Annotated in this window: 18 protein-coding genes; 11 read left to right on the top strand and 7 right to left on the bottom strand. The window is 38.9% G+C overall.

Annotated features, from left to right (window positions below):
• Positions 1 to 29 precede the first annotated feature (29 nt).
• Genes RGB74_RS00450 through RGB74_RS00440 form a run of 3 tightly spaced genes read left to right on the top strand, consistent with a single transcriptional unit; the run spans position 30 to position 2,588 of the window.
• On the top strand, positions 30 to 1,649 hold the full coding sequence (locus RGB74_RS00450) for a DHA2 family efflux MFS transporter permease subunit (RefSeq protein ID WP_310761030.1): 1,620 nt from the start codon (positions 30 to 32) through the stop codon (positions 1,647 to 1,649).
• 34 nt (positions 1,650 to 1,683) lie between these two features.
• Positions 1,684 to 2,211, top strand: coding sequence for an NAD(P)H-dependent oxidoreductase (locus RGB74_RS00445; RefSeq protein ID WP_310761029.1), 528 nt, complete (start codon positions 1,684 to 1,686; stop codon positions 2,209 to 2,211).
• Positions 2,212 to 2,222: 11 nt separating this feature from the next.
• On the top strand, positions 2,223 to 2,588 hold the full coding sequence (locus RGB74_RS00440; RefSeq protein ID WP_310761028.1) for a hypothetical protein: 366 nt from the start codon (positions 2,223 to 2,225) through the stop codon (positions 2,586 to 2,588).
• Positions 2,589 to 2,972: 384 nt separating this feature from the next.
• On the opposite strand, the gene RGB74_RS00435 is transcribed toward RGB74_RS00440, so the two are convergent.
• Positions 2,973 to 3,620 carry a glycosyltransferase gene (locus RGB74_RS00435; protein WP_310761027.1) on the bottom strand — a complete coding sequence of 216 codons (648 nt, stop codon included), beginning with the start codon at positions 3,618 to 3,620 and terminating at the stop codon, positions 2,973 to 2,975.
• Positions 3,621 to 3,808: 188 nt separating this feature from the next.
• Between RGB74_RS00435 and RGB74_RS00430 the strand changes: the two genes are divergently transcribed.
• From RGB74_RS00430 to RGB74_RS00405, 6 genes are all read left to right on the top strand, one after another.
• Positions 3,809 to 4,819 (top strand): LacI family DNA-binding transcriptional regulator, encoded by a 1,011-nt coding sequence (locus tag RGB74_RS00430; RefSeq protein WP_310761026.1) that lies wholly within the window; start codon positions 3,809 to 3,811, stop codon positions 4,817 to 4,819.
• Positions 4,820 to 4,969: 150 nt separating this feature from the next.
• The gene (fucP, locus tag RGB74_RS00425; protein ID WP_310761024.1) at positions 4,970 to 6,310 is read left to right on the top strand and encodes an L-fucose:H+ symporter permease; all 1,341 of its coding nucleotides are present in this window, start codon (positions 4,970 to 4,972) and stop codon (positions 6,308 to 6,310) included.
• A gap of 81 nt (positions 6,311 to 6,391) precedes the next feature.
• Positions 6,392 to 7,405 carry an aldose 1-epimerase family protein gene (locus RGB74_RS00420; RefSeq protein ID WP_310761023.1) on the top strand — a complete coding sequence of 338 codons (1,014 nt, stop codon included), beginning with the start codon at positions 6,392 to 6,394 and terminating at the stop codon, positions 7,403 to 7,405.
• Between the two features lie 12 nt (positions 7,406 to 7,417).
• Complete coding sequence (rbsK, locus tag RGB74_RS00415; RefSeq protein WP_310761022.1) at positions 7,418 to 8,335, top strand: ribokinase; 918 nt, start codon at positions 7,418 to 7,420, stop codon at positions 8,333 to 8,335.
• Positions 8,336 to 8,499: 164 nt separating this feature from the next.
• Complete coding sequence (locus tag RGB74_RS00410) at positions 8,500 to 8,622, top strand: hypothetical protein (RefSeq protein WP_310761021.1); 123 nt, start codon at positions 8,500 to 8,502, stop codon at positions 8,620 to 8,622.
• A 253-nt stretch (positions 8,623 to 8,875) separates the two neighbouring features.
• A complete protein-coding gene (locus RGB74_RS00405; RefSeq protein WP_310761020.1) occupies positions 8,876 to 10,756 on the top strand; it encodes an acyltransferase family protein in 1,881 nt (626 codons plus the stop codon).
• Positions 10,757 to 11,394: 638 nt separating this feature from the next.
• Here RGB74_RS00405 and RGB74_RS00400 read toward each other — a convergent pair.
• From RGB74_RS00400 to RGB74_RS00390, 3 genes are all read right to left on the bottom strand, one after another.
• The gene (locus RGB74_RS00400) at positions 11,395 to 13,440 is read right to left on the bottom strand and encodes a catalase (protein ID WP_310761019.1); all 2,046 of its coding nucleotides are present in this window, start codon (positions 13,438 to 13,440) and stop codon (positions 11,395 to 11,397) included.
• A 590-nt stretch (positions 13,441 to 14,030) separates the two neighbouring features.
• The gene (locus tag RGB74_RS00395) at positions 14,031 to 14,600 is read right to left on the bottom strand and encodes a hypothetical protein (RefSeq protein ID WP_310761018.1); all 570 of its coding nucleotides are present in this window, start codon (positions 14,598 to 14,600) and stop codon (positions 14,031 to 14,033) included.
• 16 nt (positions 14,601 to 14,616) lie between these two features.
• Positions 14,617 to 15,801, bottom strand: a complete 1,185-nt coding sequence (locus tag RGB74_RS00390) for a ParM/StbA family protein (RefSeq protein WP_310761017.1) — start codon at positions 15,799 to 15,801, stop codon at positions 14,617 to 14,619.
• A 370-nt stretch (positions 15,802 to 16,171) separates the two neighbouring features.
• Here RGB74_RS00390 and RGB74_RS00385 point away from each other — a divergent pair, with 370 nt between their 5' ends.
• On the top strand, positions 16,172 to 17,737 hold the full coding sequence (locus RGB74_RS00385; protein WP_310761016.1) for a glycoside hydrolase family 55 protein: 1,566 nt from the start codon (positions 16,172 to 16,174) through the stop codon (positions 17,735 to 17,737).
• 178 nt (positions 17,738 to 17,915) lie between these two features.
• Complete coding sequence (locus RGB74_RS00380; protein ID WP_310761015.1) at positions 17,916 to 19,799, top strand: PhoX family protein; 1,884 nt, start codon at positions 17,916 to 17,918, stop codon at positions 19,797 to 19,799.
• Positions 19,800 to 19,849: 50 nt separating this feature from the next.
• Here RGB74_RS00380 and RGB74_RS00375 read toward each other — a convergent pair whose 3' ends face one another.
• The 3 genes from RGB74_RS00375 to rlmN all read right to left on the bottom strand — a co-directional run bounded on the left by RGB74_RS00375 (position 19,850) and on the right by rlmN (position 24,328).
• A complete protein-coding gene (locus tag RGB74_RS00375) occupies positions 19,850 to 20,395 on the bottom strand; it encodes a GNAT family N-acetyltransferase (RefSeq protein WP_310761014.1) in 546 nt (181 codons plus the stop codon).
• A gap of 27 nt (positions 20,396 to 20,422) precedes the next feature.
• The gene (locus tag RGB74_RS00370; protein ID WP_310761013.1) at positions 20,423 to 22,384 is read right to left on the bottom strand and encodes an endonuclease MutS2; all 1,962 of its coding nucleotides are present in this window, start codon (positions 22,382 to 22,384) and stop codon (positions 20,423 to 20,425) included.
• An 864-nt stretch (positions 22,385 to 23,248) separates the two neighbouring features.
• On the bottom strand, positions 23,249 to 24,328 hold the full coding sequence (rlmN, locus tag RGB74_RS00365; RefSeq protein ID WP_310761012.1) for a dual-specificity RNA methyltransferase RlmN: 1,080 nt from the start codon (positions 24,326 to 24,328) through the stop codon (positions 23,249 to 23,251).
• Between the last annotated feature and the right edge of the window lie 259 nt (positions 24,329 to 24,587).

Below are 24,587 nucleotides of genomic sequence, written 5' to 3'. Positions count from 1 at the left end.
CTTACTTTCTAGAAAGGAGGAAGACATAAATGACAAACGAATTTCAAAAGCCGCAAGATTCACATGATATAACACGATATATTCCTTTATTGGTCATACTGATGATTGGATTGTTCCTTGCCATCTTGAACCAGACGTTATTAAATGTAGCGATTCCTCATTTAATTACGGAATTCGGAGTTTCAGCAAATACGGCTCAATGGTTATTGACAGGATATATGCTGGTAAATGGGGCACTTATTCCATTGTCACCTTTTTTGATTGAACGTTTCGCGGTCCGCCGTCTATTTTTGTTTGCTATGTTCTGCTTCACACTTGGTTCATTAATCTGCGGAATAGCAACAGGATTCCCTGTAATGCTGATCGGACGTTTGATCCAAGCCATTGGCGGAGGAGTACTCGCACCACTTGTCATGACGATCATTATCTTTATATTCCCTCCTGAAATCAGAGGGAAGGGAATGGGGATTTTCGGTCTTGCCATGATGTTTGCACCAGCGGTAGGTCCTACTCTTTCGGGATGGGTCGTACAAAACTATGACTGGCACCTTCTCTTTACAGGTATGGTTCCACTGGGAGGAATCGTACTGATCTTTGCCTTTTTCAGCTTGAAAGATATTCAGCCTCCTAAAAAGGTTAAAGTTGACGGATTGTCTGTGTTTACGTCCCTTGCAGGAATGTCGCTTCTTCTCTATGGATTCAGCGAAGCAGGCAACGATGGCTGGGATGATCTTATTGTTCTTTCAACAATGATTACAGGTGCGTTCCTTCTTATCATATTTACGATCAGACAGCTTCGTATTGAAAAACCGCTGCTTGATATGCGGATTTTTAATTACGGAATATTCTCCTTATCAGCGATTATTAACATTGTATTGACCATCAGCTTATTTTCAGGCATGTTTTTGCTTCCAATCTACCTGCAGTCACTCCGCGGGTATTCTCCTCTGGATTCAGGGCTGCTATTGCTGCCGGGTGCAATCATCATGCTGATCATGTCGCCTGTTTCAGGAATTCTGTTTGATAAAGTGGGACCACGTCCTCTTGCGATCTTCGGGATGGCGATTACAACGGTGACCACTTATTTATTTACTAGACTGACAATGGAAACGCCATTCTCGTTCATTGTAGTGATTTACATGTTTCGTATGTTTGGAATGTCATTCTTAATGATGCCAATCATGACTGCCGGCTTAAACCAGCTCCCGAAGCATTTGAGCAGCCATGGAACGTCTATGTCCAATACACTGCGACAAGTCTCAGGTTCAATCGGTATCAGTCTGATTACGACGATCTTTACAAACCGTACCACTTTTCACATGAATGAAATGCAAACGTCCATGAATACGGCGGATCCATTCTTTATGAACTCATTTAATGAATTTGTTCAAAAAATAGCTATGAGCCTGCATCTTCCTTTGGCTCAAGCTCAGCAGCAAGCAGCAAAGATCCTGTTCGGTAAAGCAAGTCAGCAATCCAGTGTATATGGCATTAATGATGCCTTTATCTGGGCAACCGTCATTTCTGCAATTGGTCTCATTTTGAGCTTTTTTCTTAGAGATGTTCGGAAAGACAAGGCAAAAGCAGCTGCAGCAACACCACAGAAAGATGAAGTTCTTTTGCTGCCATCGCCTAAAAATGTATCCTAACACGTAACTCTACAAAGATTTGGAGGAAAGTTTCATGAAAATATGTATTGTCTACGATAGTGAAGGCGGTCATACAAAAGCACTTGCAGAGTCCATCGCAGCTGGAGCACAGATCGTGAACGGAGCTGAAGTCTACCTCCAGCATGTAGATGAAGCAGATGTTTATACCCTTCCAGAAATGGATGCGATTATCTGGGGATGCCCCGGACATTTCGGCACCATCAGTTCAGGATTAAAAAGCTGGATTGATAAGCTTGGCTATCTATGGGCTGAAGGAAAGCTGATTAACAAAGTAGGCGCTGTATTCTGTACAACAGCCACAACTCATGGTGGTTTGGAAGCTACTCTCTTAAACCTGATTACTCCAATGCTGCACCAAGGTATGATCATTGCGGGACTTCCAGGAAATGTCCCTGAAAACGCGCTGTACGGATCTTATTATGGCGTTGGCATAACTTGTCCGATAGAAGCGGATGAATTTATTACCGAAGACGACCAAGCTCTTGGACGTGCATTGGGAGAGCGGGTAGCAAAAGTAGCACAGCAATTTACGAAACGGTAGGTGATGAATCAATGATCGGCATATTACTTTTTGTAGTCGCCGTGATTATCATTGCAGTCTTGATTGTAATTAACACGCGGGCACTTTCTGCTAAAAGCAGAGGCACGAAGCTTGCTGATGAAGAGATAATGTCTCATGATTCAGTTTCAGAAGAACCGGTAACAGAAGCTTCACGAAAAGGAGAAGCAGAGACAGTCCAAGAAAAAGCGACTGAAAAAGACCCGAACACGATGGACGACCAAGAATACCGAAATGCTCTGAAACGGCTAAAATCAGCACAGCCCGCCTCAGCAGAAGAAAAACCAAAAACAAATTCAATGAAAGACGACGATTACCGTAACGCACTGAAATCAATGAATGAAAAGCGCGATCACTAAGATAAATAAATAATAAGTAATAAGTGGCAACGCATAAAAACTCGGGACATCTTCTTCATCGCAATTACTTGATTGCGACTTGGCTTTTACTCATTCAGATATGTGCGCTTTATATGTTCAATAAGGAAGCCAAAACAGAGGTTTTGGTTTCTTTTTCTGTTTGGAAGTGTCAGATTAGTCGAAAAAGTGGTTTATGTGACTTCATGAGATGTTAATGTGGGTTCGTGAGTTGTTTATGGGGCTTCACATCATTTTTATGTGGCGTCAAGAGTGTTTTATGGGGATTCGTGTTTCAACTAAAAAAAGGCATAATCAATAATAAGGAGAGAGGCTGCAGCCAGCCCCTTTCCTTTTCCAAGTTTTCAGCATCCGTGTGAGTTTATTTTATCTAAACTTTCTCGGAAACTGTTTCATGATTCCATTCGTAATCTCGTCTGCTAAAACCATGATGTGTTTTTCTCCTGCATCAAATGCTTTGATTTCGCCTTCCCAATCCCCTTTAAGCCTTGCCGCTACTTGGTCTGTTAAAAGCTTCAAATGCATGTAAAGCAAGTCTTTCATCTTCTTCTCTTTCCAGTTTGGATTGATTTTGCTCATGAATTTTGCGATATCATCAGCATTTCTATACCAATCTGCATTCAGCTTGTGAGCACTTGCTTGATCACCTTTTTTCAATGCATCCACTAACTTTCCAGCAATGACAATATGCTCTGTTAGAAGCTTTGATAACTGATTTCCTGTAGCATCACCATAAAAAGGTTTGATTGTATTTCCGATGTCCACTTGGTTTTGCAGCAGTCGTTTTAAGTTGGCATCTTTATCTTTTAGGTCTCCTAATGCGCTCACTACATAACTTTTTGTCCAAAAGACATGGTTCTTCCATTCTCTTCTTTGTTCAGAATATAAATCAATCGCGTTCTGGCTGAAACATTGCCCTTGTGCCCTCTGCTGTGCTTCTGCTTGATGCGGTATAATGAGCAGTGGAAAGCTGATTACGAATACCATCAGCAAGCCTATTATTTTATTTTTCATCGTCATACTCCTTTGCTATTTTTTTATACTTCATTTGTAGTTTGGATATTTCGTTACATTTCATTCTTTTTTCTGAAATAACGTTTTTTTGAAAGCGCATACAAAAAATCCTTGCATTCATGCTCAATCGGTGTTAACTTATTTCCAAGCAATAAAAATCTAAACGTTTACATTTAGGGGAATAGACTATGGAATCAAAACCAAATATTCAGGCGGTAGCAAAACTTGCCAATGTTTCCATTGCAACTGTTTCAAGAGTCATTAATAATCAGGGAGGCGTCAGAAAGAAAACAGAAGACAGAATCCAAAAAGCAATTAATGAACTTGGCTACATTCGGAACGCTGCAGCTAGAACCATGAAAAAGAAAGAAACAAAGACAGTCGGAGTCATTGTTCCGGATATAAAGAACCCTTTTTTCCCTATCGTAATGGCGGGTATTGAACAAAAAGCACGTGAAAAAGGTTATTTTACAATACTCAGCAGTACAAGTGAATCTCAGGTGGTCGAAGAAGAAATCGTTAAAAACTTCATAGAACGCGGTGTGGATGGTGTGATCATTACGACGGCTAACGAAGACAGTGACCATCTTAAGGTACTTGAAAATCAAAGAATACCTATTGTAGCCGTTGACAGAAGCATTCAAAATTTAAATGTGGATACGGTCTTAGTCGACAATGAAAAAGGCACATATCAAGCGGTACAGCATTTGATTCTTCAAGGTCATAAAAAAATTGCAATTATTTGTGGTCCTTTAAACACGACACCTGCATTCAAGAGATTAATCGGATACAAAAAAGCGCTAGATGATTATGGTATTCCGTTTAATGAACAATATGTCATTCACGGGGATTTTCAAGAACAAAGCGGTTATGAAGGAACAAAAGAACTCTTTTCATTAGATGAGCGGCCAACAGCCATCTTCTCATCAAACAACTTAATGTCGATCGGTTCTGTCAAAGCTCTGCAAGACTTAAACTGGATACTCGGTAAAGAAGTTTCATTTATTGGTTTTGATGACATTGATATCGCTACTTTTATGAACCCAAAACTGACTGTTGTCGCACGGCCAATGAATACGCTTGGAGAATTAGCTTTCCAGCTGCTGCATGAACGGATTTCCTTTAAAGGAAACGTCCCAAAGCGGGAATACATGCTATCACCCGAATTAAAAATTAGAGATTCCTGCAGGCTAACTTAATGCCTGCAAGCAACTGTCAATTTTTCTAAACGTTTACATTTTTTAATATTCAGAATTCTAATAAATTTACTATGTCAGGATTTACTATTCAATCCATATAAAAACATTTTTGAAAGCGCTTAACTAACGAGAATAAAGGAGATGTCTACTATGAAAAACCTGATCCAATTGCCTGATGGATATTTGAACAAAACCCCTATCTTCCAGTTCATTTTACTATCCTTTCTATTCCCTTTATGGGCTGCAGCAGCAAGCTTAAATGATATTCTTATCACACAATTCAAACATGTATTTGAACTAAGTGATTTTGCGAGCGCTTTAGTCCAAAGTGCGTTCTACGGCGGATATTTTCTAATTGCGATTCCTGCTTCAATCATAATAAAAAAGACCACCTACAAATTAGGGATCATTATCGGATTAATTTTTTATATCGCAGGCTGTGCTCTATTTTTCCCAGCTTCGCACATTGCAACGTATACCATGTTTTTGTTCGCGTTGTTCTCAATTGCAATCGGCTTAGGATTTCTGGAGACTGCTGCTAATACGTACAGTTCCATGATCGGACCGCGTAAATTTTCGATTCTCCGGTTAAATATCAGTCAAACATTCCACCCGATCGGAGCAATCGCAGGAATTCTTTTAGGGAAATACCTTGTTTTCCAAGAAGGGGCTAACTTAGAGGCACAGATGGCGAACATGTCCCCTGCAGAGGCAAAAGCATTCGGACTGGAGATGCTGCAGCATACTCTACAGCCATATAAATACATGATTTTCGTACTCATCGTAGTTCTTATTTTATTTATCATTACGAAGTTCCCTGCATGTAAACCGACAAATAGCGCAGGGGAACAAGAATCACCGAGTATAAAAGAAACATTGCATCACCTTGGTTCCAACAAACGTTACCGTAAAGGAATTATTGCTCAGTTCTTATATGTTGGATTGCAAGTTACAGTCTGGTCCTTTACGATTCGTCTTGCACTGAACTTGGATTCTACACTTAACGAACGTAATGCATCGAACTTTATGATTTACAGTTTTATTGCTTATTTCGCTGGTAAGTTCATAGCCAATTTCTTGATGACCCGGTTCTCACCGTCTAAAGTATTATTCTTATATTCGGTTATCGGCGCTTTGCTATTGTTCTACGTTTCCTTTGTACCAAATATGACAGCGGTGTACGGGGCCATAGCTGTAAGTGTATTGATGGGACCTTGCTGGCCGACGATTTATGCAGAAACACTCGAAGTAATTAAAGACAAAAAATATACAGAGATGGCTGGTGCCATACTCGTAATGGCAATCATTGGCGGTGCAGTCGTTCCTGCTATCCACGGTGTCGTTTCGGACATGCTCGGATCATTGCAAACAGCGTTTATCGTACCTGCAGCATGTTTCATTTATATTGCTTACTACTTCTATAACGAAATGAAAAATCAGCAAAGTGTTAAAGAATCAGTTCCAGAAGCTACAAATTTAAAAGCTCAATAAATAATGATAAAGATCATTTGGGCAGTGCAAGATTAACATCCATTGTACTGCCCTTTTGTTCATGCAGAAAGGATGCTTCATATGACCGGAACTATAAAATTACAGCGTGATTTTTTCAAAGACAACAAAAATGTAATTTTCAGCAACGATGATTTTTCCATTACCTTGTTTAAATACTCATCTGGGATTGAAGCTATTGAACTCTTGAACTCACGCGGTAAAATGACAGTGCTTCCCTATTATGGTCAAATGATTTGGGATCTTGAATTCGATCAAGTCGATTTAAAAATGAAAAATATGTTCCAGGAGCCTAAGAAGGCAGATGATATAACCGGTACGTACGGTTGTTTCGCATTCCATTCAGGCTTAATTCGCAATGGCTGCCCAGCACCCAAAGATGATCATCCCCTGCATGGTGAAATGCCATGTGCGGATATGGATCATGCTTGGCTGGAAGTTGCAAATGACCATGTAAAGATTTGCGGATCTACTGAATATGTTATGGGATTTGGGCATCATTACATGGCAAAACCAAGCGTTAAGATGTATGCCAAGGAAACATACATTGAAATGAATATGGAAGTAGAAAATCTTGCTGCAACCAATATGCCGCTTCAATATATGTGTCATACAAATTATGCTTATTTAGATCAAGGTGAATTCAAACAAAATATACCGGTTGATGCTTTTGCGCTTAGGGAATCGATTCCAGAACATGTGAATCCTACTGAAAAATGGCTGTCATACAATTCCGCCCTTCGTAACGGTGAAGCCAGCCTTGAAAAACTGGATCAGCCTGAAATGTATGATCCTGAAATTGTCTTCTTTGCCGATAAACTTAACCAATATGGCGAGCAAGCCGAATTTGAAATCACTTCACCGGACGGAACTGCATTTTTCACAAGCTTTTCAACAGCAGAGTTGAATTATGCAACAAGATGGATTCTTCACAATCCAGATCAGCAGGTTGCAGCGTTTGTACTTCCGGCAACGTGCCGTCCAGAAGGATTTCTGGCAGCTAAGAAAACTGATACACTGATAACATTAAAACCAGGTGAAAAAAGATCATTTACAGTAGTAACGGGTAAGAAATAAGGAGGAAGCAGCATGGATATCGCAATTGTAGGTTCTAATATGGTAGATCTTATTTCATATATTGATAAAATGCCTAAAGAAGGTGAAACATTAGAGGCACCTGACTTTGAAATTGGCTGTGGCGGAAAAGGGGCCAACCAGGCAGTAGCAGCTGCTAAGCTAGGTTCAAAAGTTATGATGGTAACAAAAGTCGGCGATGATTTGTTCGCTGATAACACAATCCAAAATTTGAAAAATTTCGGAATAGATACAGAGTTCACGAACAAAGTTCCAGGTACATCGAGTGGAGTTGCGCCAATCTTTGTTGACCCAGAATCCAAAAACCGTATTCTGATCATTAAGGGAGCTAACAAGCACTTGTCTCCTGAAGATGTCGACCGAGCAGCAGAAAAACTAAAGAAATGCTCATTGATTGTACTTCAGCTTGAAATTCCGCTTCCAACGATCTATCGAGCCATTGAATTTGGAAATGAACACGGCATTCCAGTGATAATGAATCCCGCTCCCGCTTCAAAAGAATTAGATTTTGAATACGTTCGCAGATGCGATTTCTTCATTCCGAACGAAAGTGAATTAGAAACATTAACAGAAATGCCCGTTGAAAACGAAGAGCAAATTCAAACAGCTGCCTTAAAACTCGTAGAACAAGGAGTAAAAAACGTAATCGTCACGATGGGCAGCCGAGGCGTGATGTGGGTAACCAAAGATCATGTACAAACAGTTTCTTCACATAAGGTAGATGCAATTGATACGACTGGCGCAGGAGACGCATTTATCGGCTGCTTCTCACATTACTACGTACAAGATGGAGATGTGCTTCAAGCGATGAAAATGGCAACAGCATTCGCTGCACTTAGTGTAACAAAACGCGGAACGCAAACCTCCTATCCAACTTTAGAACAAACAGAATCTTTTACTAAAGTAAAATAATATTCTTTGCCTTTAAGACCGAAAACTCCATTCGGTCTTTTTATTTGGCTGTTTTCTAAAAGATTGTTGCTTTCAAATCTCTTTTTTATTGTCTTCTTAGATGGTTGATTGGAGTGGAAGGTGCGAGACTCCTGCGGGACAGGCGGGCAGGTGAGACACTTAACGTGAAACGTCCGAATGTGGCTCACCGCTTGCCCCGCGGAAAGCGAGCAACCTGGAACGGAAATCAAATACTTTCAAAAGCAACAATGAATACGAAAACAGCCTTTTATTTTTCCCGCTTATAGGTCGGATGGATTATTTCTTTTGAAAGTGTAAATATGTGTGACAAAAGTGGTGTCGATGACGACTACTATAGTTGGAACATTATACCGAAAATTGGAACTAAAATTACTTTTTTAATAAATTTTTATTTTCTCCTTGCTTGCATAGAATCTAGTTCTTTATAGTGAATAGGTATATAAGAGAAAGTAAAAAGTTTATTCCTAAAATAGAACATTTTACTAACCGGGAATCGCATAGACTATTGGAGGAATTTGTATGTCAGGAAAGTCAGGTCTTCGTTACATACCTGGATTAGATGGACTGCGGGCATTTGCAGTGCTCTCCGTAATCGCATACCATTTTAATTTCAGCTGGGCTTCAGGTGGATTTCTTGGTGTGGACTTCTTTTTTGTATTATCCGGCTATTTAATTACATCGATAATACTTCCGTTAAAAGGAAACGAAATCACATTAGATCCGCGGGATTTCTGGATGGGCCGCATACGCCGTTTATTACCCGCTTCCTTTATCATGATTATCGCCACCGTCATCTGGGTCGTGCTTTTTAACCGTGAGCTGCTCAGCACTGTTCGCGGTGATGCTATATCAGCCTTTTTTTATATAACGAACTGGTGGTATATCTTTCATGACGTATCTTATTTTGATAGTTTTGGTTCACCGTCACCTATTAAAAATTTATGGTCTTTAGCGATTGAAGAACAATTTTATATCCTATGGCCGATCGTGCTCATTACCGGGCTTCGCCTATTTAAACGAAGAGGCCGTTTTTCTATATTCGTTTTCGCTGCCATACTTGCTTCTGCCTGGCTCATGAGTACTTTATATCAGCCTGGAGCAGATCCCAGCCGTGTATACTATGGAACAGATACACGCTCATTCGAACTCATGATAGGGTGCTGGCTCGCTCTTCTATGGCCGATGAAACGGCTCTCTACGAAAGAATTGCCTTTCAGTACTAGAAGTTTTTTAAATGGGCTCAGCATTTTATCTTTTGCACTTTTTATAATATCTGTCTCCTATTTTGACGAGTTCCAGCCATTTATTTATAAAGGCGGCATGCTGTTGTTCTGTTTAAACGCAGCCGTCCTAATCGCATGTATTTGTCATCCCAGCAGTTACTTAGGCGTCCTGCTTGGCAAAAAACCGCTAAATTGGATCGGTACTCGTTCATATGGAATTTATTTGTGGCACTATCCCGTTATCGTGCTAAGCACACCTGTTCAAGAAATCGGGAATCCCGTATACTGGCGAGTCGGACTGCAACTAGCCTTGACGTTTATAATTGCAGATCTTTCCTATCGGTTTATCGAAACACCTATTCGTAAACACGGCTTTAAAGGATTTTTCCAAAAATACTTTTCTATTAATCACATAAACAGTCTTCCTGCAACGGTTGTTTCCCTCCCTGCTCTAATAGTTTTCATTGGAGGTATAACAGGCGTTATCGACGGCAAAAGTCAAAGCGAAGCAGCCAGTACACATCCTACTCAAATAAAAATAAGCAGTAGCCAGCAGTCTGTAAAAAATAATGAAACAGACAATTCCCATTCTTCTTCTTCAACTAAAGATAATGAGGATGACAAGATCATAGATCAAATTAAAGAACATGACGCTAAAAACAAATCTGAGGTCAATAATAAAGGTCCAGAAGGTGGTGCAACAGCACCTGCGAAGACTTATAACAACGTATTGGCCATTGGAGACTCTGTAATGCTTGATATTGCATCGAGATTACAGAAAACACACACTAAGATCACTATTGATGGAAAAGTCGGCAGACAGCTTTCTGAAGCCTTACAATTCGCACCAGATTACGCTAATTTTAATCAGCCGAATAAAGCTGTCATTATTGAATTGGGAACAAACGGATACTTTACGGAAGACCAATTGAATACTCTGCTGAACAATTTTTCAAAAGCCGATATTTATTTAGTGAATACACGCGTTCCAAGATCATGGGAAAGCAAAGTAAATACGTTATTGCTTGAAAAAACAAAAAAAAAAGACAATATTACACTCGTAGATTGGCATAGTGAATCAATTAAACATCCAGAATACTTCGGTTCTGACGGAGTCCACTTAGGTTCAAGAGGGAAAGATGCCCTCACAAACCTTATTAATAAGGCGATGAAATAATGAAAGCCCCTTGGCTGCAAGGGGCTTTTTATTTTTGATTCTGGGCAGTATTACGGTACGTGTCCTTAAATCTGTTACACGATTCCATATAAAACCATAATGAATCCACATATTTCTGTAACTTCACCACATAAAGCACTTTTACCATATTCCAAAGCAAATAAAAAGATCCGATTCGAAAGTTTTAATAACTTTTGAACCAGACCTTCTTCATTTTCCTTTTATTAATGGCTCTTTTCTAAAAGATTGTTGCTACAGAGAGATTTTTAAAAGTTCTTCATTGAATAGTTAATTGGAGTGGAAGGGTGAGACTCCTCGAAAATGAAAAATCGCATTTTCTTCGTGCGATGTAACGCTGTTGAAGCTTTCCTTGTCCTGCGGTACGTGTGGGACAGTCCGAAAAGCGGAAGCGGCTTGTTCAGCCCCGACAAGCAAAAGGAAAGGGGCTAAGAAGGCGCTTTTTGCCTTCAGGACACTTTCACTTTTGACCTCGAGGGGCTAGCCGCTGCAGCTAGACAGGTGAGACACTTAAAAGTGAAACGTACGAATGTGGCTCACCGCCCGCCCCGCGGAAAGCGAGCCACTGCAACGGAAATTAACCTCTTTCAAAAGCAACAAAGTTTACGAAAACAGCCTTATTAATTTATTTGTCGATCCCAGTGACGGTGTTCTGAAATTGCTTCAGCAAAATCTTTGGCGAATTGTTTCATATCGTCACCACTCACAACTCCCGGTTGATCAACTAACCCTTCTTCTTTCAGCCATACTGATCCTTCGTGTGTGCCGCCGATTGGCTTATAGTGTGAATAAGCTTCATTCACAAAATATAAAGCGTCTTGTTTGAACTTGTTATTCACATCGCTATCACCAATTAAATAGATAGCGTCAAAGAGAACAGATGAAGCGGTAAGAAACGTATGCATCACTTCATGCTCATTACCATCTGAGCTCTCTCTTTTTCCTAGCTTGTCGCTGATCAGCTCAGCCTGAATTCCTTCATTTTTCAACGCATTCAAGACAACCGCAGCTTCTCCATCAACATTGTGCCCGACAATGATACCGACTTTGCGCGTATTCGGTTTTTTCACTGTGTTTAATTGGCTAAGAGCTGGAGAAGATTTCTCAACATTAGATCCCAGACCTTTAGGCGGAGTTGCATCGATTGCTTCTGCAAACGCTGCAGCTAATTCTAAGCTCACGTTTTCAAACATGTCCACAACTTGCTGCTGAACTGATTTGCTTTTAACTTTTCCTAATTCAAAGCTGAATGCATCCTTTAAATGCTGCTTCTCAGGCTCGCTCATACTGTTCCAAAAAAGGGTAGCTTGGGAGAAATGGTCTTTAAAGCTTTCACTTCTGCTGCGCACTTTTCTCCCTTCTACTTTTTCTTGATAGTGTACATATCCGCCTTCTTCCTCTGATGCAGGGGCAGGAGTATTAGCTGCGAGAGAATTTTTATGATAGCTCACTTGACCTTTATTAATGGTTTGACGAGAGATGCCATCACGCTGATTATTATGGAACGGACAAACAGGTCGGTTGATCGGCAGTTCATGGAAATTAGGGCCGCCGAGTCGTGATAGCTGTGTGTCAGTGTATGAAAATAAACGTCCTTGCAGTAACGGATCATTCGAAAAATCAATTCCTGGCACGACATGTCCAGGATGGAATGCTACTTGCTCTGTTTCGGCAAAAACGTTATCTACATTGCGATTCAATGTCATCTTCCCAACAATCTTTACCGGTACATCTTCTTCTGGCCAGAGTTTCGTGGGGTCCAGAATATCAAAATCAAATTTAAATTCATCTTCTTCTGGAATCAGCTGAAGACCTAATTCATATTCAGGATAATCACCTTTATCAATGGATTCCCATAAATCCCGACGGTGAAAATCAGGGTCTTTACCTGAAATTTTTTGCGCTTCATCCCATACTAATGAATGTGTGCCTAGGACTGGCTTCCAATGAAACTTAACAAAATGAGCTTTGCCTTCGTCGTTAACAAGACGGAATGTATGAACGCCAAAACCTTCCATCATGCGGAAACTTCTTGGAATGGCCCGATCTGACATCGCCCACATAACCATATGTGCTGATTCCTGATTGTTTGCTACGAAATCCCAAAACGTATCATGGGCACTTGCGGCTTGCGGCATTTCATTATGCGGCTCTGGTTTAAGTGCGTGAACTAAATCTGGAAACTTAATCGCATCTTGTATAAAAAAAACGGGGATGTTGTTCCCTACTAGATCGTAGTTACCCTCGTCCGTATAAAACTTTGTCGCAAAACCGCGAGCATCACGTACGGTTTCAGCAGACCCTCTAGAACCTGCGACCGTTGAGAAACGTACAAATGTAGGAGTCTTTTTAGAAGTATCCTGCAGAAAGTTCGCTTTCGTAAAGTCTTTTAAACTCTCATATAATTCAAACTCTCCATGAGCTGCAAATCCTCTTGCATGCACGATCCGCTCTGGAATACGCTCATGATCAAAGTGTGTCATTTTTTCGCGAAAGTGGAAGTCTTCCATCAATGTTGGTCCACGTTCACCGGCTTTTAAGGAGAACTCATCTTCAGAAACTTTAAGTCCTTGATTTGTCGTCAGTTTTTTTCCTGCATCCTCTGCACGAAATTGCTCCAGCTGTTCATCTTTACGATTTCCGTCTGCATTGTGTTTTTCGGCCATTCCATCTTCCTCCTTGTAGGTTGTATGCAATATATACCTCTTATACCGTTCCCTACTGAAAGATAGGACAAACGACAATCTTTTAAAAATACTTATTTCTAAAAGATTGTTGTTTACCCACTCCGAACATGTGAGGAATGACCATCTAGATGGTGGAACATCGAATTGGTGTCGAATGATGTCGGTTCGTGGTTATCCAGAAATTAACGTGGATATATGGCCGTTTAACGTGGAATTATTTGAATTAACGTGGATATATTGAGGATGACCGTGGATATATGGTTTGCATGGTCTTATTAAGGCTGAAAAAGTTTTAATTTATTAGGTTTTGAAGATGGAATGGTCCAACTTCCTCCATATTGGTCTTGTTTAGGACCGGTTTTTCACCTTTTTTGACTGAAATCTTGCTTTTAATTCCCAAATTGGTTTGGTAATCGCTTATGACGAGATAGCACCACTTTTGCATCTGTTACTACTCATATCGTTCTCCAAAAAATGATACGCATATGTTAATAAATATATCCTCAGATCTAGTTTTTTATAATTTCCTAAACAATAAAAAAGCCGGGATTTCTCCCGGCTTTTGGTCGTTACTTATTCATATGTGCCAGGAAATCTCCTAGCAGATCTTCCATTTCTCTTTCTTCGAGTTCTTCTTCTGAGTCTGATGCTGTTTCTTCGTGTTTCACTTGATTCCAGTCAAACTCACTTAAATCATCATCGAGGGGATCATTCGTTTGAACTTCTTCTGTGAACTGAGGCTCTTTCGATTGTTCCATCTCTTCTTGTAGATACAGTGCTTGATCAATATCTGTCGAATTACTGTTTAAGGACGTTAGCAATGAGGCTGTCCGAACAGGGTTTGTGATCAACTGATAAATAATACTGCCTAGCAATGCCTCAGAATGTTCGTGCTTCAGCCAATCTCTTTGAATCTTGCTAAGCTGTTTTGGAAGGGGGATCGTAATCGTCTCTCTTTCTTTGTGAAGAGATTGTCCGACTCCCTGCATGACATACTCTGATATTTTGCTAGAGAAATTTCTTCTTTCTGTTTCTTTCAGTTTTTGAAGCTGCTTAATGACATGATCAGGTGTGTCGGAAGGAATACGAAATGCGATTGTTTTCCCTCTCGTAATTTCGTTTGCAGCCTTTTTATCCATTTCATCACCTTATTTATTAAGCTTTAACAGCTTTTTTCTCTTTATCCTCAACTTTTTCATCTTTAGTTGTTCTCTTTAGGTGATCGGAAATAAGTTTGTAATAAGCATTTGCCATCATCCAGATGCTTTCTTTTTCATCTTCAAAAAAGTCGATGTTGTAGCCATCTAGATTGTTGTTCAATGTTTTAATGTAATCCTTTAAGAGAGCAGAGCCGCCGCCGACAAAATAACAGATTTCTGTTTGAGAATTTTTTGCCCAAACATTACGAAGCAATCGGTATTGTTTCTTAGCCAGGTCTACTAAAATACGGTCTGTAATATCATGAACGCTTGTACGGCTTCCGCGCACCATGATGTGGTTACGGTTCGTTTTCTTCGTTACGATGTCAACTACATCAAGTCTGCTGTCTAATTCTACACCATGCTTGGAGCGAATCTCTTCTCGTATTTGTTCTAATGCTTCAGACACACCAAGGTTAAAGCCTTGTGCTTTATCGTCATCTACATTGCGGTTGCGGATCACTGCGATATCCGTAGAAAGTCCGCCAATATCTTGAATAAGAACTTGCTTATCAATTAAGTCTTTGTTCGTGATCTTCAAGTCATTATCCATTACAAGGTTAATAAATGCTGCAAAACCTTCCGGATATACTTTCACTTCCTCGAACTTCAAGTTTACTTTAATACCTTGATACTTCGGTGTTACAAGGAATTCTACTTGGTGAACAGATCCTAATAGCTTAGAACGGTAACCTGCATCTTTTCCTTCCTTTACTTCGCGAAGGGGGAGGCCAGTACCAAGTACATAGCTTGAATCGATAACGTTGTTTTTCTTAGGGAAAATATCAGCGTTCTCTTCTTTTACAGCATCCAGTGCTAGGGCTGTAAATAGCATGATTAACGTTTGATCTTCTTCTGACTTGCTGCTGCCTGGATCAAGTTCAGTTGAGTTATCACTTTTTGTAGCAAGCTCTCCAACTCGGTAAATTGCGTTATTTTCCTTTAAGGCAGGGGAGTGTACTTTAATATGTATACCTTCTAATGGATCTTTGCTGTCTAACTCCTCAATACCGATTACCGGACGGTCTTCAATATCTCGTGCAATGACATTTGGTATGTTTAGTTCGTTTTCTAATTTTCCAAAAATCCCTTTTAATGAATCGTTCCCAACATCTACGGCTGCAATTCTTGATTTACTCATGAGCATGCATCCCTTCTTTGTTTTATAGTTTATGTTTTTTTACTATATAAATAGAGTAGAGGGAAATGAAAGATTTAACAATGCTTTTCTTTCGTTTTAACAAAATTGTAAACATGCAAACAAAGCTGTAAACAAAGTCGTCCAGAACTCAAAAACACTGATACACCAACGTGTAAACGTTTTTGTAAACTTGCAAACTTAAATGCAAACAATTGCAAACATTTTTGTAAACTTGTAAGCATATTTGTTTGCAATCCATTTTATTTCCATCCCCCCTCCCCTGCTCTCTTAATTTTACAGATTATATTTTTATAGAAAGGGAAAGATTTAATGATAAATACATCGATATGTTAAGTTGAGGTGTTTGAAAATGATTCAATTAAATAAAAATCACGATCCCAAAACAAATGATGCAATCATTAAAGAATTGCTTCAAAACAAAATATCATTAAAGGAAATCCTTAAAGAAACAGATCTGCTTTTTAAAGGGAACTGCACAAAATTACCGCTTATAAGTAAGAAGTTATTTTCATTTTCAGAATGGCTGAGTTTTAGTTTTAAAAGATTTTTAGTTAAAAAAGCGGATTATTTTGATGTAGAATCTACACAGCTTTTTATCGATTCCAACGATCAAGTGTTTCCTGAATGGATAGGCATATTAGATAAAGAATATAAGAATTTGCTGAAAAACATACAAAGAGAAGTAAATGTAATTGAATATGGTGCTAAAGGAGATGGGATTACAGACGATACAGAAGCATTTGAGAAAGCAATAGGAAAAGGAAGTGTTATCGTTCGTGTCCCTAAAGGAATTTACCTTGTAAAAGGACTAAAATTGCCTTCGTATACAAGCATATTAGGGGAAGGAAAAGGGGTAACGACAATAAAACTGCACGATGGTGCTCCTGTTGGGCAATGGCTGTTAACAAACAAAAACCATATACGCGGCAATCGCAACATCCTCGTGGAAAACATGACTTTAGATTGGAATGTCGAACGTCTAAGGGATATCAAGAAAACAAGCTCAGGTAATAACCGCTCCAGCTGTCTTACGTTTGCAAATGTAACGTATGGGTGGGCAAAAGGGGTAGAAGCTATCAATCCTGGCTTGCACTGCTTTGATATTTCATCCTCTATCTATACATACTTTGGTGATGGAACACGGTCGCGAAGAGGCAGCAAATATATTTGGTTAGACGATCTTACAGGATTTGGTTTTGGTGACGATGGAATTACTACCCATCATAGTGACTACATTTTCATATCTAATTCTCATATGTGTGACCCTAGCGGAAGATCTCATCAAAAAGGTTTCTCTAACTCCAATGGTTTTGAAATTGATGATGGATCACGGAATGTTTGGCTATTAAATAATTCCTCCACACGCTGCTTTGGCGGGATTGAAGTAAAAGCTCACCATAATGCGTCAGCTGCAGCAAATGTCCATATCATTGGTCATTTGTCCGTAAACGATAATCGTGCATATAACTTCCGGCATATCGGTCATCACAAAGGCACTGAGCCTGAGTCAAAAACCGCTTACCACATTTCAGCTACTAATATTGTTGCTATAGCTCCAGTTGTAACTGATCTCTACAAGGGCTCTGAACCTCGTGGAATGGTTATATCAGGCTACAAAAATGTCTTGATTAACAGGTTCCTATTACTTGGTGACCCTTCCTATGACTTTCAAACAAATCCGCTCATTGCCATACAATACCGGGCAAGGAATGTTTCCTTATTTAACGTAACTGTGAAGGACTTTCATAATAGCGGCGCATCCATTAAAGTTTTTGGTGGAAGTCAGCGGGCAGATGATATATTGATTCAAAATGTTGTTTCCTATTTATCTACTCCCCCGGTTGAAATCGGTTCAAATGTTGTGAATGCTGCAGTAGATAATATAGTCCAGAAAACAACTCCCCTATTTATTTAAAACTAAAAAAATGCCCTTTAAAAGAGAGAACCTTGCAAAAAGTTCTCTCTTTTTTCTATTGTTATCGAACGGTAATCGTAAATTTACTAATCCTCAATAATCATCAGCATAACTTTAACACTAGCTTAAAATTGGGATGTTTATATATAAGAGTACGATAATTTTAGGAGGTTTGAATATGAAACGAAAAGTTACAGTTGGCTTATCTTTAGCATTACTATCCTCATTTTCATTAACAGCATTCGCCCATTCAGGGTCTGATCATGATAAACAAATACAAAAAGTAGAATTCAATTCAATGAAAGCACCTTCTACTATTGAAGATATGGTTAAAACATATACAACTTCAACAGTAAAAGTTACGTATAATGACGGCAGTGTAAAGGAAAAGCCGCTTAATTATAATCAGCTTTTTCTTTCAAAAGATAAAATTGTTGATAATAAAGGTGAAAAAATCCCAGCTGGAACACCAATTGATGTAAATGGAGACCCGATTGTCGATAATAGTGTTCCCGATAAACCATCTTATTACCTATCAGATGCCCCGGATTCTAACAGTTTAATCAAAATGGGAGATGAATTATATATGATCTCTCATTATGAATATGATTCAAAAAATAACGCGGGTGAAGAAGTTAAAGGACTTCCTGCTTCCATGACACTAACTAAGCTTGATCGTGATGAAAAAACAGGCAAGCTTACAGTTAACAACTCTAAGAAAATTGATTTTGCTAATGTAAATGGTCTTTGGACTCCATGTAATGGATCTACAACTGACTGGGGTACACACTTAGGGTCTGAAGAATACGAACCAGATGCTCGTGCATTTGAAGATAAGACTTCAGATGCTTATAAAGAAGTAACAAACTATGCAAATCATTATTTTAAAGATCAGTCTAAAGCAAACCCATATTACTATGGCTGGATTCCGGAAATTTCAGTATCTAAAGACGGTCAGCCATCCGTTGAAAAACATTACAGCACTGGCCGATTCTCACACGAAATGATGCAAGTGCTGCCTGATAATAAAACTGCCCTATTTGGTGACGATGGCGGTAACACAATGATGTTTATGTATGTGGCTGATAAAAAAGAAGATTTCTCTTCTGGTACACTTTATGCAGCAAAATTTGATCAAAAAAGTACTGAAAATGGCGGTTCTGGTGACCTGAAATGGATCAAACTTGGACATGCTTTAGATAAAGAAGTAGAAACTATAATTAATAGCGGCATCAAATTTAGTGATATTTTTGAAACAGCAGACGAACCAACTGAAGGTTTCACTGCAATTAAGACAAACTCAAGCAAAAATGTAGAGTATTTAAAAGTAAAACCTGGGATGGAAAAAGCAGCAGCCTTCTTAGAATCACGCCGTTATGGAGCCATTTTAGGCGCTACTTCTGAATTTAATAAGATGGAAGGTCTCACGGTTAACAAAGAAGACAAAAAAGCTTATATGGCTATTTCTTACCAAGAAAAAAGTATGGAAAAACAAGAAGGCAGCATTCAAGACGATATTCAGCTTCCAAAGCGTAAATCTGGTGTTACCTATGAACTTAATTTAGATGGAAATCAAAAAGACAAAGATGGTCTTCCTATCCTAAGTAAATATGTGGCTTCCAATATGCACGGATTTGTAGTTGGAGAAGATCTAAAGAAAGCAGACGCATACGGCAACACAGCAGATCCAAACAAAGTAGCAAACCCAGACAACCTTAGCTATTCTAAAGATCTAAACACATTGTTTATCGGAGAAGACAGTGACATGCATACAAATAACTTTGTATGGGCTTATAACCTGGATACAAAGAAACTTTCCCGCATTTTATCTGTCCCTGTCGGAGCTGAAGCGACAGGACTAAGATCAGTAGATACTGTCAAAGATTCTCGATATCTCTTAAGCAACTATCAGCACCCTGGTGAAGATATCAGTGAAAAAGAAATTACTGCTGTAGATAAAAAGAAGCTTGAAGAAGAAATGCAAGAGAAAATCGGTATCATGGAAACTGGTGGTGTCGGCTATATTGACGGTCTTCCTGGTGAAAAAGTGACAAAAAAATAGCAGCTTTCAGAATAAATGAAGAAGGTGCCCAGATCATAGGGCACCTTTTTTTAATGCAAATGTTTTTCTAATTGGATATCTAAAGGTTCTTTTGCAAGAATGATAAGGTTAATTTCTGTTGCTAATATACATCCTAATCTTTTATAAAAGGCTTGTGTTTCAACGGAAGGATGAGCTGCGATATATAGTTTGTCAGCCCCTAGCTTCTCGGCTTCTAAACAACAGTAGTGAAATAGTTTTTTTCCTATTCCCATACCCCTCACTTCATTGGATACATGAATATAAGGGAGTTCAACATATTGATATATCGAACCAAACAGCATCCCTTCGACGTTTGCAAAGCCTATTAAACGACTATCTTCAAAAGCGCCGATAACTGCGCCGTTCCCCGCAATGCATTGCTTTAAGGAATCAATAACATCTTCCTTCTTATTATCATCCCAACGATCAATGAAATAGTCTTCTTTCTGTTCCAGAGCATCTTTATTTAGAAATAAAACACGCTTTGTCTCTTGATAGCGGTTAAAATGCTTTAAGAGGTTCGGAGTGAGATCTTCCATGTTTAAGACACTATAATTTACATTGCCTTTTCCCATAATCACCATCCACGCCCCGTTGAGTTTTTATTGCTGATTTTCCCTTTTAATCGAAAGTCCTTCCACATGCCGCTTTGTCATAAGCTTATCTTTTTTCCGATTCTCTTTCGTTTCAAAAACAATATCCAGATCATAGTTGTCTGGGTAGAGCATCTTGCTTTCAATGTGAAGTTTAAGGCGTTTTTTGTGAATAAGTACCTTTTCACCGTTTACTAAAACACGATACTCACCTTGATTATTCTCAGTTTCTTGGATAATTCCTGCAGTTTTTAGACTCGTAACAATTACGCGGTCACCGATTTGAAAGATATCATTCGTCATTGTTTGTGATTGTGCTTGTTGAATAGCAGGTTTTTTTATTTTCGATATTGCTTTCTCTCTCAATAGGAACAAATTTTCTTGTTCAGCTGTGGATAAATGAAATGTTTCACGGTTATCCACATGTTGATAATCTATATTTTTATGATAAGTTATTGCTTTTGCCCTCTGAATAACCGCCTCATCCATTCCCAGCTTCATAGCAATAGCAAAAGCCTGGCTGTTTCCCGCTTTTCCAATAGTTAATCGATACAAAGGCTGAAGAGTATCCAAATCAAATTCCATTGATCCGTTCTCGAATCCAGGTGTGAGGTCTGCAAACTCTTTTAATTCACTGTAATGAGTAGTTGCAAGAATCATTGAGCCTTTGCTGAATAACTTCTCGAGAATGGACACTGCGAGCCCCATTCCTTCTGCTGGGTCTGTGCCTGCTCCAAGCTCATCTAAAATGACTAAATCCTCTGGACCAGCCTGTTTTAAGATCGAAATGATGTTCGTTATATGGGATGAGAATGTACTTAGCGACTGCTCAATGCTTTGCCCATCACCAATATCAACAAATATTTGCCGGAATACAGCAAATTCACTTCCTTCACCAACAGGCACATGCAAACCTGATTGCACCATTAACGTTAAAAGACCGACCGTTTTAATTGCAACTGTCTTTCCACCTGTATTTGGTCCTGTAATCACAAGCGCTTGATAATCCTTGCCTAAGCGAAATGTTAATGGTACGCATTTATCCCCCAAAAGTGGATGTCTGCCAGATTGGATCACAATTCTATTTTCGTTGTTTATCTGAACGGTTTTTCCATCAATCGCTCTGCTGAATTTCGCTTTTGCAAAAATAAAATCGTAGTGTGCCATAGCTTCTATCGTAATACTGATTTCCCGCTCATATCCAGCAACCATGCCTGTAAGCATACTTAACACAATCGAAATTTCAATTTCTTCTTCTGCTTTTAACATACTCATTTCTGTTTGCAGCTTACGTACATCTTCCGGTTCGATATAAACTGTTGCTCCACTCGATGAACTGTCCAGAATTTGGCCATCAATATTCCGTTTAAATTTACTTTTAACAGGAATGACATAACGTCCATCTCTCATGGAAATCATTTGTTCCTGCATCATGTCACGATAGGTTGATGACTTGAGAATATGATCTAGTTTTGATTTAATTCTCTCTTCCACAACAGTGATTTTTTTGCGGATTTTTAATAAAGCTTTACTCGCATGATCATCCACTTTGCCATTACGAATACAGCGTGATATTTCATCCTTTAAGTCGTTAAGATCAAACATGGAATATGCATAGTTCACAATAGCTGGAGCTAAATAGGCTTTATCATTCATAAAGCGCTGCATCCTATATACATTTTCCAAAAGCCCATATATGAGTGAAAGCTGTTCTGGTGTTAAATTTAATCCTTTTTGAGGTATCTTAAGCACTTGTTCAAGACCGTTCAGGTTAGCAATTGGTATACTTGAGCTTTTTTCAAGAATATTTCGTGCTTCAGATGTTTCCTTCAGCCAATTTTCAATCACAGAAAGATGCGTAGAAGGTTCAAGCTTTTCAATTGTTTCTTTCGTTATATGATTTATAGCGTAATTGTTTAGAAGTTCTTTGATTTTGTTATATTCCAACATGTTTGTTGTATGAATGTTCAATGGTAAAGCCTCCAAATTTTTATTTGTATAGTCGTTTAAATGACACTCTATTTTGAAAGATTGATTTTTAAATAAGTGATTATCCCTCCTCTAACAGAGGCCAGGAATATGCCAAATAAAAAAGGGCAGAAATGAACATGTCATTTCCGCCCTTATAATAGACTTCACCCTTTTAAAAAAATGCATAAAAAAACGGCTCTATAAGAAGAGTCCGGCAGCATCAAGGGGATAATTATGATGGCTTGTATTCTGACCGCTGTTCTTAACTAATGAATGGCATCAAAAGGGCATAACAAATAAACGGCTACCCGTTATAAAAATTTCCTTTCGATTGCCTGTATCCAATTTGTTTTAGTTAAGAACGCTCACGCTCACAAACACACCATCCTTTCCATTGATTACCTTTATATTATGTAATTAATTGACAATTGTCAATTGAATAGGTTGTTTTCGCAATCTTAATTGCTCTTGGGAGTGGTTGATTTCCGCGGGGCGTGCGGTGAGCCTCCTCGGCGCTTTGCACCTGTGGGGTCTCACCTGTCTAGCTCCAACGTCTAGCCCCTCAAGGTCAAAAGTTAGATGGTCTTGAAGGCAAAAAGCGCCTTCTTAGCCCATTTCCCTTTGCTTGTCGGGGCTGCACCAGCCGTTTCCGCATTTCGGACTGTCCCGCTTTTCCCGCAGGACAAGGAAAACTTCAGCAGCGTTACATCGCACGAAGAAAATATGATTTTCATTTTCGAGGAGTCTCACACCTTGCTCTACAATCAACTTTTCAATGGAAAGAATGAACAACATGAGTCAAAAGCAACAATCTTTTAGAAAACAGCCATAAAAAAGACCGATCGGCTAAAATCGGTCTTTTTCTTATGAATTTAAGGATATTCCTTTGTCTTTCTTAATTTGTTTACTTCTTAACTGCCCGCACGCTGCGTCAATATCCGTTCCGTGTTCCTGGCGGATCTTGCAGTTGATTCCTTGTTTTTTGAGCGTATCGTAAAACGCTAAAACCGTCTCCTGTGTACTTCTTTGATACTGACTGTGCTCATCTACCGGATTGTAAGGTATGAGATTGATGTAAACTCGATTCTTAATATCTGCAAAAAGTTCACCTAACTGAATGGCTTCCTCAACATGGTCATTCACATCTTTTAACAAAATGTATTCGATCGTGATTCGACGGTTCGTTTTATCGATGTAATAACGCATAGCATCCATCAATTGTTCCAGTGGAAATGCACGATTGATCTTCATGATCTGAGTACGCAGTTCATTATTTGGAGCATGTAATGAAATAGCGAGGTTAACTCTTTGTGAAGTATCTGCAAATTCATAGATTTTGTCTACAATCCCGCTCGTAGATACAGTAATATGTTTGGTCCCGATTGCAAGCCCTTTTGCATCAACCATGATATTTAAAAAGTCATTCATATTATCAAAGTTATCGAACGGTTCTCCAATCCCCATAACAACGATGTGGCTGACCTTTTCACCATCTCCCTTTTGATCGAGATGATGCTGGACATTCATAATTTGTTCTACTATTTCACCGCTTGATAAATCACGGGTCTTTTTTAACAATCCGCTTGCACAAAAACTGCAGCCGATATTACAGCCGACTTGAGTAGTTACACAAACAGATAAACCGTATTTATGTTTCATCAAGACCGTTTCGATCAAATTGCCGTCCTGCAATTTAAACAGAAATTTGACTGTTCCATCAGAAGCTTCCTGTTTTACATGTTCTGTTAAAGTTTGTATCACAAAATTCTCTTCTAATAATGCCACACACTCTTGATTCACTTCTGTCATTTCAGAAAAATGAGTTACGCGTTTTCTATATAACAGCTCCCATACTTGGGTCGCACGAAATTTTTTATGTCCACGTTCCAGCAGCCATGCTGATAATTGCTCAAACGTTAATCCATATATGGAATGTTTCATCATTTTTAAAACCTTCTTTCAAGCCCTTTTGGTACCTCTCTATACTACTTAAAACTCCGTCATTTCACAACGATATCATAAATTTTTTTACATTCCTTAAGATAGGACATTTTCTTTAGAAAATCTGCATTTTTTGTCGAATTTTACGTACTTTTTTAATGTATTTTTATCAAATTTATAAGACATTATACCCATTATGGATGCGTTTACCATTTACGAATAATAAATAACCTGTAATAATAAATATGCCAAAAACTTTTGA

Origin of the sequence: Bacillus sp. NEB1478 (assembly GCF_031582965.1) — a bacterium.
Classification (GTDB): Bacteria; Bacillota; Bacilli; order Bacillales; family Fictibacillaceae; genus Fictibacillus.
This window is presented reverse-complemented; position numbering and strand designations above follow the sequence as displayed.